Source organism: Actinosynnema sp. NPDC059335 (assembly GCF_042752395.1).
Classification (GTDB): Bacteria; Actinomycetota; Actinomycetes; order Mycobacteriales; family Pseudonocardiaceae; genus Actinosynnema.
This window is the reverse complement of record NZ_JBHYXZ010000009.1, coordinates 1-17,980: the sequence shown is the minus strand read 5'-3', so window position 1 is coordinate 17,980 and position 17,980 is coordinate 1. Positions and strand designations below refer to the sequence as shown.

Here is a 17,980-nt window from a genome sequence, read left to right as displayed (position 1 = left end):
AACGCGTGAGTTGAACACTCGGAACGCGCCCACCGAGGCAAGGGCCGTTCCGAACGCTCAACTCGCCTGTCCCGAACGTAGGACACGCGCGTTCCGAACGTAGGACACGCGGGTCAGTCGAGGTCCGTGCCCGTGGCGGAGCGGCGGGCGGCGCGGTGGGCGACGCGCAGGCCGTTCGCGCTCAGGCGGGGACGGCCGGTGTCGTCCAGCTCGGTGAGGAACTTGAACAGCATCCCGTGCCCCTCCAGCCGCTTCAGCAGCGCCTCGGCCACGTCGTCGGAGTCGAAGTCCAGCACGGACATCTGCTCGACCAGCGACGTGGCGATGGTCCGCCTGGCCCGCAGCGGCACCCACCACGTCGTGACCAGCAGCAGCACCAGCCCGAACGCCAACGCCGTGCCCAGCACCGCCTCCCACCCGGTGAACCGCAGCGAGAACACCTGCACGATCGCGGCGATCACCAGCAGCACCGCCCCGTACACCGCGGCCCACCCGGCGGTCGCGGACGCGGGCGGCTCGGCGGCCTCGGTGTCCCACACCCCGTCCACCTGCCGCCACCGCCGCAACGAGCTGCCCAGCACGTACGACGTCACCGCGCCGAACACGATCGCCACGACCGTGCCGACGACCACGAACGCGGGCTTCAGGTCGTACAGCCGGTACCGCACCACGGCCCACACCCCGACCACGATCGCCGCCGCCACCAGCACCCGCAGCAGCAGCCGCGGCTTGAGCCGGATCCGGCCCAGCACCGCGAGCGGCGTGCCCACCGGCGCGGGCAGGCTCCCGATGACCAGCAACCCCACCACGACCAGCAGCACGCCGCCGACCGCGACCATGCCCGTCACCGCCTGGCCGCCGGTGTCGCCGGACGCCAGGGCGTGCCGCGTCCGGTCGATCGCGACCGTGACCAGCGGGATCACCGGGGACAGCAGCACGAGCCCGTGCAGCAGCGTCCCGGACCGCAACGCCGCGTAGCCGAACGCGGCCAGCAGCGTCCCGCCGCCGAACGCCGCCGCCGGCCCCACCGCCCACGGCGGCAGCAGGTCGAACAGCGACAACACCAGCAGCGCGCCGCCCAGCGCGAACCCGAGCAGCCCGAGGAACTGCGCCAACCGGCCACCCCGGGTCAACCCGGTGATCGTCCAGTACGGCAGCAGCGCCGCCCCGCGCAACGTCCTGGTCAGCGGTTTCGCCGTGCCCAGACCGGAGTTGTCGCTGTCGGCCACGGTGATCGCCACCGCCGCGGCCGTGGCCGCCGTCCGGATCAGCTGGTCGCTGCTCGCCTCCTGCACCAGCGGCTCACGCCCGATGCCCGCCCGGTCGAACGCCGCCAGCCCTCGCACGCCCACCTCGACCCGGTCGGCGTCCGTGCGCACGGGCAGCCGGGCCAGCAGCGCGGCCTGCTCCTCCAGGAACAGCTCGCCGCGCGAACGCCGGTCCGCGCCCTCGGTCCGGTCGGCCAGGATCGCGGCGCGCAGCGCGGGCAGCTCCTCGCAGATGATCCGCACGTGCAGGCCCCACGCGGCCAGCTCCGCCAGCGCCGCGCACGTCGGCGGGTGGTCGCCGTCGGGATCGGCGTACACCTTGCCCAGCTCGGCCTTCGCCCGCCGCACGCACGGCTCCAGCTCGGCCGGCAGGCCGTCGCCGAACAACGCGGCCACCAGTTCGTCCACCTTCGCCGCGGCCCGCTCGACCGGGTCGCCGCCCGCGCCGGTCAGCCGGTCCACCCGCAGCAGCCGCTTCGGGTCGAACACCACCTTGCACAGCATCGTCGCGCCGTCGAGCCGACCCCAGATCCAGTCGTTGACCCGCCACGACCGCTTGAGGAACCCGGAGAACCGGTGCAGCGACGCCCCGCCCGCCTTGTCCTCGGCGGTGAGGCTGTACTCGGCGAACGCGTTGCGCGTCTGCAGGCTGATCTGCACCAGCTCGACGGCCTGGTCGAGACCGCCGCGCGTGTCGTCGGCCAGGCACGTCGTGGCCACCTCCAGCGCCAGCACGCGGGACAGCCACAGCTCGCCCGCGACCAGCCCCGCCTCGGCCTCCGCCTCGGTGCGCGGCTCGGTCAGCAACCGGTGCCACGACCGCAGCTCGCCCACCCGCAGCTGCTCCTCGTCCAGCTGGTCGAGGATGTCGCGCGCGTCGCCGAGGACGCCCGCGATCCGCTCCACCTGCTCCCGCACCCGCTGCCCGACGCCGTCCGGCTCGTCCAGCATCTTCTCGGCGAACCGGCGGACCCGCCGCCCCCAGTACTCCTGGTCCAGCTCCTCCGGCGCGCCGGTGGTCCAGTGCCCGTCCAGGTCGACCCGGGCGGCGCGCAGCCGTGCCCGCACGTCGAACAGGTTCGTGCGGGCCATCGCGAGCCGCTGCGCGTCCGGCATGATCCACACCAGCCGCTTGAGCACGTCCATCGCGGCGGACGCGAGCCGTTCGGCCATGGTGATGCCCCACGGCCAGCCGTGGTCGGGCAGCGGCGCGGGCTGGGGCCGGGTCGGCACGTACGGCAGCCGGCCCCACTCGGCGCGGTGCTCCCGCTGGGCCGCCTCGGCCGCCGCGCGGACCCGTTCGAACGTCCAGCCGGCGGCGTTCGCGCCCGGCACCTCGAACTGGCGGGTCGCGACGTCGCGGGCGGCGTGCCGGATGCGGACGTCCTCGTAGTGGTCGTGCAGCGTCTCGGCCAGCGCGTACAGCTTCCCGGTGACCGAACCGCCCGACGCCAGCCGGTCCAGCAGCGCGTTGCGGCCGCCGCGGCGGGACGCGGCGTTGCGATTGTGCTCCTCGATGCGCTCGACGTAGGTCCGGCCGCTCTGGCTGGTCAGCGCGCCGAGCAGCTTGCCGCCGGTGGCGACGGTGCTGGGCAGCGCGCCGTCCACCGGGGCCGCGGGCTCCACGACCGCCTCCGGGGCGTGCGGGAACACCAGCAGCATCACCCGTCGCACCGGGCCTTCGGCGGCCATCCGGTCGATGGCCTCCAGCGCCTCCTTGGTGGGCGTGTTCACCAGGACGCCGCCGTCCACGGCGTAGCGGGACCGGTTGTCGGTGTCGTTGGCCCACGACGCGACCTCGGCCATGTTCGGCTTGTCGCCGTCGGGCGCGCCCGGCGCGACCGGGATGAACGACGGTTCGAACGCGAACGGGAACGACGCGGACGAGCGCGCGGCCAGCGCCATGCGGCCGACCAGGGCGGGGAGCTTGTCGGCGGTGAAGTCGTCGCGGCCGCCCGGGTCGCGGCGGAACGAGAAGCTGCCCTGGTGGGACGCCTGCACCAGGGTCTGGCCCAGGTCGTCGTAGGTGACCGTGGGCACGCCCGCGAGCAGCGTCGTGGTGATCCGCAGGTCGACCGGGCGGTCCTCCTGCGGGGTGAAGTCGGTGGTCAGGCGTTCGAGCGCCTCCTTCAGGCGGGGGAGGAAGAACTCGTCGCCGCGCAGCAGGGAGACCGGCTCGCCGCGGAACGGGGTGCGCAGCAGTTGTTCCATCCGACCCTGCTCGGCCCACAGGTCACGCAGCCGTTCCAGCTTGGCGTTGGCGTTGACCTGCGACAACGCCAGGGCCGCGCCGTTGATGCCGCCGGCCGACGTGCCCGTGATGACGTCGGCGCGGGCCGTGCTGCCGACCATGTCGAGCAGGTCGGCGTACGGACCGGCCCCCCGGGTCAGCCGGTCGAGTTCGAGCACGACCCCGCCCATCCACACGGCGAGGCTCACACCCCCGTTCAGCACGACGGCGAATCGGATCTGCTCCCTGGGCACGTCCACCATCACGCACTCCTCCCCGACCGCGCCGATCCTCCCGCACCGGCCCTACCTGCTCTCTCGCCCACCACCCGATCCCGTTACCCCCGCGAGAGTCCAACACCCGGGTCACGAGAGTCCAACGTTCACGACCCCCGAATTCAACGCTCGCACCGACCACCCGGTATGCCGGGTGTCGAACTCACCGGCCGCGGGCGTTGGACTCTCGCGCGGTGAACGCAGGACTCTCGCGCGGGGTCAGGCGGAGCCGGGCAGGGGGTCGCGTTTGATCAGGGGGAGGACCTGCCTGCGGGCGACGAAGAGGCACACGGCGAACGCGATCACGGCCCCGGTCACGGCCTGCGGCACGATGTAGGCGCGCCCGTCGAACGCCGAGCCGGTCGGCGGCAGGATCACCGCGATCACCGCGCTCGCGGTCGTCGCGAACACCCGGAACCGACGCGCCAGCACGCCCGTGGCCAGCGGCAACGCCGCCCACAGCACGTACCACGGCTGGAGCACCGGCCCCAGCACCAGCACCGCGCCCAGCCCCGCGCCGAGCCCGTTGACGGCCTTGATCCGCCCCCGGAACGCCTTCCACAGCAGCGTCGCCACGATCACCACCGACACCGCCTGCGTCACGATCCGCATCAGCACGATCATCGACTCGGTGTGGTTGCCCAGCCCCAGCAGCAGCCCCAGCCCGCCGCCCAGGAACCCCATCGCGGTCGGCGGCGACATCCAGCTCTTCACCGTGCTGGCGACGTTCAGCGTCTCCACCCACCCGAACCCGAGCCCGGTGCCGACGCACGTCCCCACCATCACCACACCCGAGACGAGCAGCAACAGCAGCGCCGCCCGCACCAGGTCGGAGAACCTGCCGCCCCACCGCCGCGCGATCATCACGCCCAGGAAGCCGAGCGCCAGCGCGGCCGGGATCTTCACCGCCGCGCCCATCGTGATCATCGTCGCGCCGAGCGTGATCCAGAGCAGCTCCTCGCGCGTCGTCGGCGCGCCGGGCGTGACCGGCATCTTGCGCAGCGCCAACTCGAGCCCCACCAGCATCAGGCCGATCGCCAGGCCCTCGTTGTGCACGCCCACGACCAGGTGGAACAGCACCAGCGGGTTCGCCGCGCCCAGCCACAGCGCCGCCACCGGCGGCACGCCGAAGCGCCGCGCGAGCCGCGGCAGCGCCCACACGATCATCGCCAGCCCCAGCAGCCCCAGCAGCCGGTGCAGGAAGATGCCGGGCAGCACGCTGTCGCCGGTCACCATCGAGATGACCCGCCCGACGGCCAGGAACAGCGGCCCGTACGGCGCGGGCGTCTCCCGCCAGATGTTCGGCACGTTCTTGGTCAGGTCGTGCTCCACGCCCAGCGCCGTGGCGGGCCCCAGCTCGTACGGGTCCTGCCCGTTGGCGGCGATCTGCGACTGCGCCAGGTAGCTGTAGACGTCCCGGCTGAACATGGGCAGCACGAACACCAGCGGCGTGATCCACATCAGCAGCGTGCGGTCGAGCTGGCTGCGCGACATCAGCCGGGGCCTGCCCGGCCGGGCGAACCGGCCCAGCCACAGCCACGCCGACACGATGAGGAAGATGCCGGTCCAGGCGACGCCCATCGCGGCGCTCGGCATCCGGGGGAACAGCCCGAGCAGCGGGGTGCCGGGCAGGGGGCTGAACACGGGCGCCGCGCCCGCCCCGAGCGAGCCCACGGCCAGCAGCAACGCGCCCACGGTGCCCCACCGGCGGATGATGTCGAGCTGCCGGGTCTCGGTCGCGTCGAGGGGCGCTGCCTCGCCGATCTCGCTCCGGTTCGTCATCACCAGTCCGCCCGCCGTCACGTCCGAAGGGTAGCGGCCGGCCCGGGCGCGTGACTCGGGTCACCCGGCGCCCACCGATCTTTGCGACCGACCGCGAAATACGCAACACTGGTGTTGTGAAAAACGCCGGGACCTCTCCGACCGCCGTGCCGTCCGGGCACGACGGGCGGACCCGGCACGCCGTCGCACGGCTCCTCCTGGAGCAGGGCCCGGTGGCCGCGGCCTCGGTCGCGGAGCAGCTGGGCCTGAGCCCCACGGCGGTGCGCCGGCACATCGACGCGCTGGTGGCGGACGGCGAGGCGACCGGCAGGGAGGCCCCCCGCCGGGGTCAGCGCGGCCGGGGTCGCCCGGCCAAGCTGTTCCTGCTGACCGAGCAGGGGCGGGCCCGCTTCGGGCACGCCTACGACGACCTCGCCGTGGCCGCGCTGCGGTTCCTCGCCGAACAGGGCGGGGAGGAGGCGGTACGGGCCTTCGCCGAACGACGGGTGTCCGCATTCGTCGACCGGCACCGCTCGGCCATCGTCGACCGCCCCGACGCCGCGGACCGGGCCAAGGCCCTCGCGGTGGCGTTGACCAGGGAGGGCTACGCTGCCTCGGCGCGCACCGTGGGGGCGGGCGAGCAGCTCTGCCAGCACCTGTGCCCGGTGGCGCACGTCGCGGCGGAGTTCCCGCAGCTGTGCGAGACCGAGACGGCGGCGTTCGCCGACCTGCTCGGCACGCACGTCCAACGCCTGGCCACGATCGCCCGCGGCGATGCCGTGTGCACGACGCACATCCCGAACACACCCCGGATCCCAGATGGAGGGGAGCCCGCATGACTGCCGCTGCCGAGCAGCGCACCACCACAGCCCCGCTCACCCAGGAAGAGACCCTGGCGAGCATCGGCAACTACGAGTTCGGCTGGGCCGACTCGGACGTGGCAGGCGCGAGCGCTCGCCGGGGCCTGAACGAGGACGTCGTTCGGGACATCTCGGCGAAGAAGAACGAGCCCGAGTGGATGCTGGACTTCCGGCTGAAGGCGCTGCGCCTGTTCGACCGCAAGCCGATGCCGACGTGGGGTTCCGACCTGTCGGGCATCGACTTCGACAACATCAAGTACTTCGTCCGGTCGACCGAGAAGCAGGCGGCGACCTGGGACGACCTGCCCGACGACATCAAGAACACCTACGACAAGCTGGGCATCCCGGAGGCGGAGAAGCAGCGCCTGGTCTCCGGCGTCGCGGCCCAGTACGAGTCCGAGGTCGTCTACCACAAGATCCGCGAGGACCTCGAGGAGCAGGGCGTCATCTTCCTCGACACGGACACCGCCCTCAAGGAGCACCCGGAGCTGTTCAAGGAGTACTTCGGCTCCGTCATCCCGTCGGGTGACAACAAGTTCTCCGCGCTGAACTCCGCGGTGTGGTCGGGCGGCTCGTTCATCTACGTGCCGAAGGGCGTGCACGTCGAGATCCCGCTCCAGGCCTACTTCCGGATCAACACCGAGAACATGGGCCAGTTCGAGCGCACGCTGATCATCGTCGACGAGGGCGCGTACGTGCACTACGTCGAGGGCTGCACCGCGCCGATCTACTCGTCGGACTCGCTGCACTCCGCCGTCGTGGAGATCATCGTCAAGAAGGGCGGCCGCTGCCGCTACACGACCATCCAGAACTGGTCGAACAACGTCTACAACCTGGTCACCAAGCGCGCCAAGGCCGAAGAGGGCGCGACCATGGAGTGGATCGACGGCAACATCGGCTCCAAGGTCACCATGAAGTACCCGGCCGTGTTCCTCATGGGCGAGCACGCCAAGGGCGAGGTCCTCTCGATCGCGTTCGCGGGCGAGGGCCAGCACCAGGACGCCGGCGCGAAGATGGTCCACATGGCGCCGCACACGTCGTCCACGATCGTGTCGAAGTCGGTGGCGCGCGGCGGCGGCCGCACCTCCTACCGCGGCCTCGTGCAGGTCAACAAGCGGGCGCACCACTCGAAGTCCACGGTCAAGTGCGACGCGCTGCTGGTGGACAACATCAGCCGCTCGGACACCTACCCCTACGTGGACGTCCGCGAGGACGACGTGTCGATGGGCCACGAGGCCACGGTCTCGAAGGTCTCCGAGGACCAGCTGTTCTACCTGATGTCCCGCGGTCTCAACGAGGACGAGGCCATGGCGATGATCGTGCGCGGGTTCGTCGAGCCCATCGCGCGCGAGCTGCCGATGGAGTACGCCCTGGAGCTGAACCGCCTGATCGAGCTGCAGATGGAAGGGGCCGTCGGCTGACATGGCCGTCACCACCGAAGACCAGCAACACGGCCTGACGGCCCACTCGCACGGTGCAGGTGCTCCCGTCTCGTCGCGCGCCGACCACTTCACGTCGTTCGACGTGAACGCGTTCGAGGTGCCCGGGGGGCGCGAGGAGATCTGGCGCTTCACCCCCATGAAGCGCCTGGCGAACCTGCACCGGGGAGCCGAGGCGACCGGCGCGGTGACCGTCGACGTGGACGCGCCGGAGGGCGTCGCGGTCGAGACCGTGGGGCGCGACGACGAGCGGCTGGGCGTCGCGGGCACCCCCGGCGACCGGATCGCCGCCCAGGCGTGGACGTCGTTCACCCAGGCCACCGTCGTCACCCTGCCGGGTGACGCGAAGGTCGGGCCGACCACGATCACCGTGACCGGCGCGGGCCAGGGCGAGGTCGCCTACGGCCACCTGCACGTGCACGCCAAGCCGTTCGCTGAGGCCGTCGTCGTCATCGACCACCGCGGCTCCGGCGCCTACGCCGACAACGTCGAGTTCGTCGTCGGCGACGGCGCGCACCTCACCGTGGTCGCCATCCAGGACTGGGCCGACGACGCGGTGCACGTCTCCGCGCACCACGCCCGGCTGGGCCGCGACGCCTCGTTCAAGCACACCGTCGTCACCCTCGGCGGCGACGTGGTCCGCCTCACCCCGGTGGTCACCTACACCGGCCGCGGCGGCGACGCCGAGCTGCTCGGCCTGTACTTCGCCGACGCGGGCCAGCACCTGGAGCACCGCACCTTCGTCGACCACGCGGTGTCCAACTGCCGCAGCAACGTCGTCTACAAGGGCGCGCTCCAGGGCGAGGACGCGCACACGGTGTGGATCGGCGACGTGCTGATCCGCGCGGCGGCCGAGGGCACCGAGACCTTCGAGCTGAACCGCAACCTGGTGCTGACCGACGGCGCGCGCGCCGACTCGGTGCCGAACCTGGAGATCGAGACCGGCGAGATCGAGGGCGCGGGCCACGCCAGCGCCACCGGCCGGTTCGACGACGAGCAGCTGTTCTACCTCCAGGCCCGCGGCATCCCGGAGGAGCAGGCGCGCAGGCTGGTCGTGCGCGGGTTCTTCCACGAGATCCTGCTCAAGATCGGCGTCCCCGAGGTGCGCGAGCGCCTGGAAGCCGCCATCGAGGCGGAACTCGAAGCGGTGGGCGCGTGATCCGGGTGTGCTCGCTGACCGACCTCGACGACCGCAAGCCCGCGGCGTTCGAGGTCGGCGACGAGTACACCCCGGTCGTGCTCGTCCGCGACGGCGGGACCGTGCACGCGCTGCGCGACCTGTGCTCGCACGCCGAGGTCGCGCTCAGCGAGGGCGAGGTGACGCGCAAGGGCGTGGAGTGCTGGCTGCACGGGTCGTGCTTCGACCTGCGCACCGGCCGCCCGTCCTCGCCGCCCGCCACCGAGCCGGTCGACGTGTTCGCCGTCGAACTCCGCGGTGACGACGTCTACGTGGACGTCACCACCACCACGAACTGACTTCCGCCCGCAACACCAGGAGAACGAAGCACCAATGGCCACTCTGGAGATCAAGGACCTGCACGTCTCGGTCACCACCGAGGAGGGCTCCAAGGAGATCCTCAAGGGCGTCGACCTGACCATCAAGGCGGGCGAGACCCACGCGATCATGGGTCCCAACGGCTCGGGCAAGTCCACCCTGTCCTACGCCATCGCCGGCCACCCCAAGTACGAGATCACCTCCGGCAGCGTGCTGCTGGACGGCGAGGACGTGCTGGAGATGACCGTGGACGAGCGCGCCCGCGCGGGTCTCTTCCTCGCCATGCAGTACCCGGTCGAGGTGCCCGGCGTCTCGATGTCGAACTTCCTCCGCACCGCCGCCACCGCCGTGCGCGGCGAGGCCCCGAAGCTGCGCCACTGGGTCAAGGAGGTCAAGGAGGCGATGTCCGACCTGGACATCGACCCGGCCTTCGCCGAGCGCTCGGTCAACGAGGGCTTCTCCGGCGGCGAGAAGAAGCGCCACGAGATCCTGCAGCTCGGGCTGCTCAAGCCGAAGATCGCGATCCTCGACGAGACCGACTCGGGCCTGGACGTCGACGCGCTGCGCGTCGTGTCCGAGGGCGTGAACCGGTACAAGCAGTCCGGCGAGGCCGGCGTGATGCTGATCACCCACTACACCCGGATCCTCAAGTACATCTCGCCCGACTTCGTCCACGTCTTCGCGGGTGGCCGGATCGTCGAGTCCGGCGGCCCCGAGCTGGCCGACCAGCTCGAGGCGGAGGGTTACGTGAAGTACACCGGGAAGGCGGAAGCCGCCGCGATCGGCTGACGTTGCACCTGTCGTGCACCTGTCCGTGAACACGTATCGAGAGGAGGCGTCGGAGCAGTGACCACGACCGCCACTCCACTGGACGTCGCTACCGTCCGGGCGGACTTCCCGATCCTGGGCCGCACCGTGCGGGAGGGCAAGCGGCTGGTCTACCTCGACTCCGGCGCCACCTCGCAACGGCCGAGGCAGGTCCTCGACGCCGAGCGCGCCTTCCTGGAGACCGCCAACGCCGCGGTGCACCGCGGCGCGCACCAACTGGCCGAAGAGGCCACGGACGCCTACGAGGGCGCCCGGCAGAAGATCGCCGACTTCGTGGGCGTCGACTACGGCGAGATCGTGTTCACCAAGAACGCGACCGAGGGCGTGAACCTGGTCGCGTACGCGATGGGCAACGCGGCCACCGCCGGACCCGAGGCCGAGCGGTTCCGCGTCGGCCCCGGCGACGAGATCGTCGTCACCGAGATGGAGCACCACGCGAACCTCGTCCCGTGGCAGCAGTTGGCCGCGCGGACGGGCGCCACGCTGCGGTGGTTCGGCGTGACCGACGAGGGCCGGCTGGACCTGTCGGACCTCGACTCGCTGATCAACCCGAGGACGAAGGTCGTCGCCTTCACGCACCAGTCGAACGTGCTCGGCACGGTGAACCCGGTGCGCGTGCTGGTCGACGCGGCCCGCGCGGTGGGCGCGCTGACGGTGCTCGACGCGTGCCAGTCCGTGCCGCACGGCCCGGTCGACTTCGGCGCGCTGGGCGTGGACTTCGCGGTGTTCAGCGGCCACAAGATGCTCGGACCGTCGGGCATCGGCGTGCTCTACGGCCGCCGCGAGCTGCTGGAGGCGCTGCCGCCGTTCCTCACCGGCGGGTCGATGATCGAGATGGTCCACATGGCGAAGTCGACCTTCGCCCCGCCGCCCGCGCGGTTCGAAGCGGGCGTGCCCATGACGTCGCAGGCGGTGGCGCTGGGCGCGGCGGTGGACTACCTCAACGCCCTCGGCATGGACCGCGTCGCGGCGCACGAGCACGTGCTGACCGAGGCGGCGCTGCGCGGCCTGGCCGGTGTGCCGGGCGTGCGGGTCGTCGGACCGCTGGACGTGGTGGACCGCGGCGGCGCGGTGTCGTTCGTGGTGGAGGGCATCCACGCGCACGACGCGGGCCAGGTGCTCGACAGCCTGGGCGTCGCGGTGCGCGTCGGCCACCACTGCGCGTGGCCGCTGCACCGGCGGATGGACGCGGCCGCGACCGTGCGGGCCAGCTTCTACCTGTACAACACGCTGGACGAGGTGGACGCGCTGGTCGACGCCGTCCGCGAAGCGCAGAAGTTCTTCGGGGTGGCGTGATGCAGCTGCAGCAGATGTACCAGGAGATCATCCTGGACCACTACAAGAACCCGCACGGCCGCGGCCTGCGGGACGAGTTCGACGGCGAGTCCCACCAGATCAACCCCACGTGCGGGGACGAGGTGACGCTGCGGGTCAAGCTCGACGGCGACACGGTGCGCGACGTGTCCTACGACGGCCAGGGCTGCTCGATCAGCCAGGCGTCCACCTCGGTGCTCACCGACCTGGTGGTCGGCCGGCCGTTGGGCGAGGCGTTCGAGAAGATGGACGCGTTCGTCGAGCTGATGCAGGGCAAGGGCAAGGTCGAGCCGGACGAGGACGTCCTGGAGGACGGCATCGCGTTCGCGGGCGTGGCGAAGTACCCGGCACGCGTGAAGTGCGCGCTGCTGGGCTGGATGGCTTTCAAGGACGCGGTGGCACGCAGCGAGGGAGCGAAGGCATGAGCACCGAAGAGGACGTGGTGCGCGGCATCGAGGGCATGCCCGAACCGCCGGCGCCGAAGGCCGACGTGGCCGCCGTGGACGACGTCGAGGAGGCCATGCGCGACGTGGTGGACCCCGAACTGGGCATCAACGTCGTGGACCTCGGCCTGGTGTACGACATCCGGGTGGACGAGGAGAACGTCGCGCTGATCGACATGACGCTCACGTCCGCGGCGTGCCCGCTGACCGACGTCATCGAGGACCAGACGCGGTCGGCGCTGGTCGGCGGTGGCGGCGGCGGGATCGTCAACGACTTCCGCATCAACTGGGTGTGGATGCCGCCGTGGGGCCCGGAGAAGATCACCGACGACGGCCGCGAGCAGTTGCGGGCACTCGGCTTCACGGTCTGACCCGCACCCGACCGACAACCCGCACAGGGGTCCTCGCCGCGAGGGCCCCTGTGTCGTCCCACCACCCCGTCGGGGCACGACGTCAGGGCTGGACGGTCAGCAGCCGGACCACGTCCGCCAGCGACCCGCGTTCCCGGAACGCCCTCCGCTGCCGGGCCGCGCCCGTGCCGTCCAGCAGCAACCGGTCGACGCCGTCCACCACCAGGTCCTCGTCGCCCGCCGCCCGCAACGCCGGGCGCGTCCAGTCCAACAACGACCGCACCATGTCCACCGCCGGCACCAACCGGCCGCTGTGCGGCTCGATCCCCGCCCCGTCCAACCCGTCCCGCGCCGCCCGCCACAACGCCGTCCGCAACGCCAGGTCCGGCACCCGGTGGGCCGGCACCCCGGCCAGCGCGGTCGCCGCGATCGCCCGCACGAGCGCCGCCAGCACCACCGCCTCGTCCACGGTCACCGCCACGTCGCACACCCGCAGCTCCACCGTCGGGTGCCGGGCCGACAACCGCACGTCCCAGTACACCATCGCGGGGTCCAACGCCGCCCCGCTCGACCACAGCACCCCCGTGCCCCGGTGGTAGTCCTCCGCCGACTCGAACCACGGCGGCGCGCCCGCCGACGGCCACGGGCTCCACGCCAGGTAACGCCAACTCGCGTACCCCGTGTCCCGCCCGTCCGCGAACGGCGAGTTGGCGCTCAGCGCCAGCAGCACCGGCAGCCACTGCCGCAGGTGGTTGCTGACCAGCACCCCCGTCTCCTCGTCCGGGATGCCGACGTGCACGTGGCACCCGCAGATCATCAGCCCGTCCACCAGCGGCCCGTACTCGGCGGCGATCCGGCGGTAACGCGCGGTGTCGGTCAGCGGCGGCGGCCGGCTGCCACCCAGCAGCGGCGTCCCGCTCGCCACGACCCGCGCACCGTGCGCGCCCGCCAACGCGGCCAGCTCACGCCGCGCCGCCAGCAACTGCTCACGCACCTCCGCCATGCTCCGGCACACCGGCGTGGCGCTCTCCACCTGGTACTTCGTCATCTCGGTCTGCAGGTCCAGCCCGGACCGGGCGCCGCCGAGCACGACGCCCGCCAGCGGCACCAGCACCCCGGTGTCCGCGTCGACCAGCAGGAACTCCTCCTCGACCCCCACCGTCAGCGGCGGGTCGGACACGCTTCGCGGAAGCGGTAGGGCGATGACCTCACTCACCAGGGACCTCCCGTGCGGTGGGTAGTCACCGTGATGCTAGGAGTAACCGACCGGGTCGCACAGGCAGCTTTGCGGTGAACTTCCTAGCTCACCGCGAGGTGCGGCCCGCCCCGCAGCACGTCGACGTGGTCGCTGCCCGGCCGCCCCAACACCCAACTGTTGCCCCGCAACGACTTCGCGTGCTCCTTCAACGGCGCGAGCAACCGCGACACCTCGCGGTACGACCCCACCGACCCCGCCGCGCAGACCAACGTCGCCAACGACAACGTCACCGCGCGCCCCTCCGCCTCGAACGGCACGTCCAGCACACCCGCGGCGAACGGCACGATCTCGTCCAACCCCGCCACCACCAGGAAATCGTCCCCGCCCACGTGCCCCACCTGCACGCCCGGGAACGACCCCGCCCCGTCGGTCAGCGCACGCCCTATCGCCCGGATCAGGTCGTCCCCGGCCGCGAACCCCGCCGAGTCGTTGACCCGCTTGAACGCGTCCACGTCCAACCACCCCACGGCGAACAGCTCGCCGCCCAGGATGCGCCGGTCCACCTCGCGCGCGATCGAGTCGCTGCCCGGCAGCCGCGTCAACGGGCTCAACGCCGCCGCCTGCTCCACCTTCATCTCCGCCACACCGCGCACGACGTCCGCGACGCGCACCACACCGAGGCACCGGTCGTCGTCGTCCACGACCACCAGGTCGTCGTTGGTGCGCTCCCGGTTCGCGTGCGCGACCACGTCCAACAACTCCAGCGCGCTGGACTCCGCCCCGATCAGCTTCGGCTTGTCCGCCAACCGCGCCGCCTCCCGCTTGGCGTGCAGGGCGTGCCCGAACGGCCCCGTCACCGCCAGCAGGAACCGGTTGCGGTCCACCGTCCACCGCGGCCGGTTCTCCCCGTCCACGAGCACCACGCCGCTGACCGTCGGCTGGTTCGCCAGCACGTCCCGCACCTCCTCGGACGTCGCCGAGTCGGGCAGCGTCGTCGCCGGGTGCAGGAAGTCGGTCACCTTCGGGCCGTTCCGGCGCCGCAACGGCGCGGTCATCGTGCTGGTGACCGCCTCCGGGTCGATGACCTCGCTCAACACCGCCGCGATCGTCGCGTCCACCTTCGGCCGGCGCTGCGGGCTCGCCAGCAGGTTGCCCTGCGCGAGCCGCACCCCCAGCCGGCGCAGCGCGGCCAGCTGCGCCTCCGTCTCCACACCCTCCGCCACCACCAGCGAACCCGTGTGCTCGCACAGGTGCTGCAACGCCTGCGCCAGCGCGAAGCGCGCCGGGTCGACCGGCAGCGCCACCACCACCTCGCGGTCCAGCTTCACCACGTCCGGCCGCACCTCGGTGAGCAGCGACAACGGCGAATCACCCTCGCCGACGCCGTCCAACCCGATCCGGAACCCGTCCTCCCGCAACCGCGCGATGCCCCGCACCAGCAGCCGGCGCGGCGCGCGCGAGTACGGCGTGCCGACCTCGACGACCAGGTCCGCCGGGGTGCGCCCCACCTCGCGCAGCACCCCGTACAGCGGGGCCATCAGCTCCGGCTTGTCCGCGATCGTCAACGCCAGCAGGTTGACGTGCAGCGGCACGCCCAGGCCGTGCTCGGCCGCGTGCCGGACCGCCCGGCAGGCGAGCGCCACGTCGGTGTTGGCCAGGTATCCCGCGCGGAACGCCATCCGCAGCAGGTCCTGCACGGTGCCGTCGTGCGGCCGGGCGAGCGCTTCAACCGCCACGACCCCTCCGGTGTGGAGGTTGAACAACGGCTGGAAGGCGAAGCGAACGTCATCCAGCAAGGCGGGCACGCGTCGATCGTGCCCCTCCGCCCATGCCCTTGCCGAGACCGTTAACCAGGTGTTCCCGCACTTGTGGCCGAATGCACAGGAAATGCCAGGCGGGCTCGCATACCCCACGACGCCGACCGGAACAGCCGGAGCATCGCGCGAGCGGTCCCGCCCAGGTCATCCGGCTCGCCGAGGTAGGCGCGTTGAAGACTGCCGGGCAAATGGAAAAAGTCGTTGAAGAATTCCGGCACGGCGTCGGGCGGCAACGCCAGCAACGCCTCCAACCCGTGCGATCGCAACCCCCGGACCGCCCGTTCCGCCACCGTGCGCCCCACCCCGCGCCCCGCCGCGAGCGCGTCCGCCACCACCGGCGCGCGCCGCAACGCCACCGCCACGCTGTACCCCGTCGCCGGGTGCACCCACCCCGCCGCCGCCCCGAACGCCCCGGCCCGCGGCCGCCCGTCCAACGGGATGCGCACCCGCTCCTCACCCGCCGGCACCGCCACCCCGTGCGCGGCCAGGCGCGCGTGCAACCGCAACCGCAACTCCCGCAGCGGCAACCCCGGCCGACGCGCCAACGACGTCTCCTCCAGCAACACCTCGTCAGCCGACACCGGGATCGCGTACAGGAACGTCGGATCACCCGTCGTCGCCGCGGGCGGCTTCCGCCAATCCATGATCAACGCCTCGTCCGGCCCGACGAACGGGACCGCCGCCGCGGCCGGCACCACCACCCCCACCGCCGTCTGCGCCGCACCCCGACCACCCGCCGCACCGGCCGCGTCCACCACCCGACCGGTCAACACCCGCCCGTCCGCCAACGTCACCGACGTGCCCGTCCACCCCACCACCCGACCCGCCACGACCCGCACCGCGTCCGGCAGACGCCGCAACCGCTCGTTGTCCAACACCGCATAGCCCCGCGCGAGCACGTGCTCGCCCGTCGTGAACGCCCGAGCCCTCGCCGTCCGCACCGCCACCGGCGCGCCCACCGGCAGCTCGTCCGCCCACGCCCCGTACGTCGCCCGCCACGGCCGCCCCGGGTTCGGGTCGACCACCGTCGTGCCCAGACCCCGCGCCGCGCACGCCCGCGCCAACGCCCGCCCCGCCGGCCCGCCGCCGACGACCACCACGTCCACTCAGCGCTCCTCCGGCGGCTTCGGCGGCAGCAGCTTGCCCAACCCCAACGGCTGGTACCGCGCCACGACCTCCGCCAACTGCTCCACCGTCCGCTCGATCGCCTCCCGCGCCGCGTTGCGCTCCGCGATCACCGCGGACAACAACAGCGCCGTCAACACCGCCGTCCCGTTGAACGCCTGCAACGTCACCATGCGCGGCAGCAACCCCATGTCCGCGAACGGGCCGGAGCCGCGCGCCGCGCCCCAGGCCGCCAACGTCGCCGCGATGACCGTGCACGGCGCCGTGCCCACGTGCTGGAACCGCAGCGCCGCCCAGATCAGGAACGGGAACACCAAGTACATCAGCCGCAGGTTGTGCGTGGTCGCCACGGTCATCACCACCGTCGTGCTCACCAGCAACGCGGCCGCCTCCAACCACCGGCGCGCCGGGTGGCCCCGCCACCGCAGGCGGCGGAACGCGAGCACGATCGGCACCAGCACCAGCACACCGAGCACGTCGCCGGTCCACCAGACCACCCACGTCGACCAGAACAACCCGCCGTCGATCACCCCCGCCACCAGCAGCGTGGCCGAGCCGATCGTCGCGCTCACCACCATGCCCGCGAACCCGCCCAGCAACACCAGCGCTATCGCGTCCCGCGCCCGGTCCACCTCCGGCCGGAACCCCGCCCGCCTCAGCAGCAGGTACGCGACCACCGGGCCGAGCGTGTTGCCGGCGGTGACGAGGACCGTGGCACCGAGGTCGGTGAACGTGAAGTTGACCGCGAACGCCCCGACCACGATCGCCGGCCACATCCGCAGCCCGCCGAGCAGCAGGGCGAGCACCGCCACCCCGGTCGGCGGCCACAGCGGTGTCACCTGGTCGTTGATCAGGGCCTGGAGCAGGCCGAGCCGGGCACCCGCGTAGTAGCAAGCCGCGACGACGGCCAGGCGGCGCGCGTACCGACCGAGCCCAGGGGGGAGCTGCACGGCCTCAGCATCCACCCCCGGACGGGGTCGCACCACGCCTAGCTGCGGAGATGCCGCAACCGACCCCCCGATTTCACTATCCGGGGACACTCGTGTAAGTTTCTCTCTGCCAGCGCGGAACGGGCCGGAGAGAGACCGGAACGGAGCGCGGCGGACAACAAGCCCCGGATCGAATCACTGAAGTGATGAGTGACGGTGTGCGCGTGTTCTTTGAGAACTCAACAGCGTGCCGAATAGCCAGTAAATTGTATGAACCTCGTCAAGAGGTTTCCTTTGAGATTGTTACTGGACAGCTGACAGTTGTGTCAGTGTTGTTCGGAGCGATCGAACTCATTCCTTATTGGAGAGTTTGATCCTGGCTCAGGACGAACGCTGGCGGCGTGCTTAACACATGCAAGTCGAGCGGTAAGGCCCTTCGGGGTACACGAGCGGCGAACGGGTGAGTAACACGTGGGTAACCTGCCCTGTACTCTGGGATAAGCCTGGGAAACTAGGTCTAATACCGGATATGACCACTTCGGGCATCCGTGGTGGTGGAAAGTTCCGGCGGTACGGGATGGACCCGCGGCCTATCAGCTTGTTGGTGGGGTGATGGCCTACCAAGGCGACGACGGGTAGCCGGCCTGA

Annotated in this window: 14 protein-coding genes and 1 rRNA gene; 9 read left to right on the top strand and 6 right to left on the bottom strand. The window is 71.8% G+C overall.

The window, feature by feature from the left end:
* Positions 1-113: 113 nt before the first annotated feature.
* Both ACFXGA_RS04595 and mptB read right to left on the bottom strand, forming a co-directional pair.
* Positions 114-3,761, bottom strand: a complete 3,648-nt coding sequence (locus ACFXGA_RS04595; RefSeq protein ID WP_378084358.1) for a patatin-like protein — start codon at positions 3,759-3,761, stop codon at positions 114-116.
* A 231-nt stretch (positions 3,762-3,992) separates the two neighbouring features.
* Positions 3,993-5,555: a polyprenol phosphomannose-dependent alpha 1,6 mannosyltransferase MptB gene (gene mptB / locus ACFXGA_RS04590; RefSeq protein WP_378084463.1), complete on the bottom strand. Its 1,563-nt coding sequence runs from the start codon at positions 5,553-5,555 to the stop codon at positions 3,993-3,995.
* A gap of 116 nt (positions 5,556-5,671) precedes the next feature.
* Here mptB and ACFXGA_RS04585 point away from each other — a divergent pair, with 116 nt between their 5' ends.
* The 8 genes from ACFXGA_RS04585 to ACFXGA_RS04550 are packed head-to-tail and all read left to right on the top strand — an operon-like array spanning position 5,672 to position 12,284.
* Positions 5,672-6,373, top strand: a complete 702-nt coding sequence (locus tag ACFXGA_RS04585) for a helix-turn-helix transcriptional regulator (protein WP_378084357.1) — start codon at positions 5,672-5,674, stop codon at positions 6,371-6,373.
* Positions 6,370-7,815, top strand: a complete 1,446-nt coding sequence (sufB, locus tag ACFXGA_RS04580; protein WP_233815126.1) for a Fe-S cluster assembly protein SufB — start codon at positions 6,370-6,372, stop codon at positions 7,813-7,815. The genes ACFXGA_RS04585 and sufB overlap by 4 nt, the downstream gene beginning before the upstream one ends.
* 1 nt (position 7,816) lies before the next feature.
* Positions 7,817-8,992 (top strand): Fe-S cluster assembly protein SufD, encoded by a 1,176-nt coding sequence (gene sufD / locus ACFXGA_RS04575; RefSeq protein ID WP_378084355.1) that lies wholly within the window; start codon positions 7,817-7,819, stop codon positions 8,990-8,992.
* Positions 8,989-9,309 carry a non-heme iron oxygenase ferredoxin subunit gene (locus tag ACFXGA_RS04570; RefSeq protein WP_378084353.1) on the top strand — a complete coding sequence of 107 codons (321 nt, stop codon included), beginning with the start codon at positions 8,989-8,991 and terminating at the stop codon, positions 9,307-9,309. The genes sufD and ACFXGA_RS04570 overlap by 4 nt, the downstream gene beginning before the upstream one ends.
* 34 nt (positions 9,310-9,343) lie before the next feature.
* Complete coding sequence (gene sufC, locus ACFXGA_RS04565; protein WP_378084351.1) at positions 9,344-10,117, top strand: Fe-S cluster assembly ATPase SufC; 774 nt, start codon at positions 9,344-9,346, stop codon at positions 10,115-10,117.
* Positions 10,118-10,174: 57 nt separating this feature from the next.
* The gene (locus ACFXGA_RS04560; protein ID WP_378084350.1) at positions 10,175-11,452 is read left to right on the top strand and encodes a cysteine desulfurase; all 1,278 of its coding nucleotides are present in this window, start codon (positions 10,175-10,177) and stop codon (positions 11,450-11,452) included.
* Positions 11,452-11,895, top strand: a complete 444-nt coding sequence (sufU, locus tag ACFXGA_RS04555) for a Fe-S cluster assembly sulfur transfer protein SufU (RefSeq protein WP_378084349.1) — start codon at positions 11,452-11,454, stop codon at positions 11,893-11,895. The genes ACFXGA_RS04560 and sufU overlap by 1 nt, the downstream gene beginning before the upstream one ends.
* Positions 11,892-12,284 (top strand): metal-sulfur cluster assembly factor, encoded by a 393-nt coding sequence (locus ACFXGA_RS04550; RefSeq protein WP_378084347.1) that lies wholly within the window; start codon positions 11,892-11,894, stop codon positions 12,282-12,284. The genes sufU and ACFXGA_RS04550 overlap by 4 nt, the downstream gene beginning before the upstream one ends.
* 82 nt (positions 12,285-12,366) lie before the next feature.
* Here the strand turns inward: ACFXGA_RS04550 and ACFXGA_RS04545 are convergent, their stop codons facing one another.
* The 4 genes from ACFXGA_RS04545 to ACFXGA_RS04530 all read right to left on the bottom strand — a co-directional run bounded on the left by ACFXGA_RS04545 (position 12,367) and on the right by ACFXGA_RS04530 (position 17,353).
* Positions 12,367-13,443, bottom strand: coding sequence for a glutamate--cysteine ligase (locus tag ACFXGA_RS04545; protein WP_378084345.1), 1,077 nt, complete (start codon positions 13,441-13,443; stop codon positions 12,367-12,369).
* Between the two features lie 119 nt (positions 13,444-13,562).
* Positions 13,563-15,266, bottom strand: a complete 1,704-nt coding sequence (locus ACFXGA_RS04540; RefSeq protein WP_378084344.1) for an EAL domain-containing protein — start codon at positions 15,264-15,266, stop codon at positions 13,563-13,565.
* A gap of 41 nt (positions 15,267-15,307) precedes the next feature.
* Positions 15,308-16,384 (bottom strand): lycopene cyclase family protein, encoded by a 1,077-nt coding sequence (locus ACFXGA_RS04535; RefSeq protein WP_378084343.1) that lies wholly within the window; start codon positions 16,382-16,384, stop codon positions 15,308-15,310.
* Positions 16,385-17,353: an MASE1 domain-containing protein gene (locus ACFXGA_RS04530; RefSeq protein ID WP_378084341.1), complete on the bottom strand. Its 969-nt coding sequence runs from the start codon at positions 17,351-17,353 to the stop codon at positions 16,385-16,387. It abuts the gene before it with no gap.
* 337 nt (positions 17,354-17,690) lie between these two features.
* On the opposite strand from ACFXGA_RS04530, the gene ACFXGA_RS04525 reads away from it, so the two are divergent.
* A 16S ribosomal RNA gene (locus tag ACFXGA_RS04525) occupies positions 17,691-17,980 on the top strand; the annotation flags it as partial.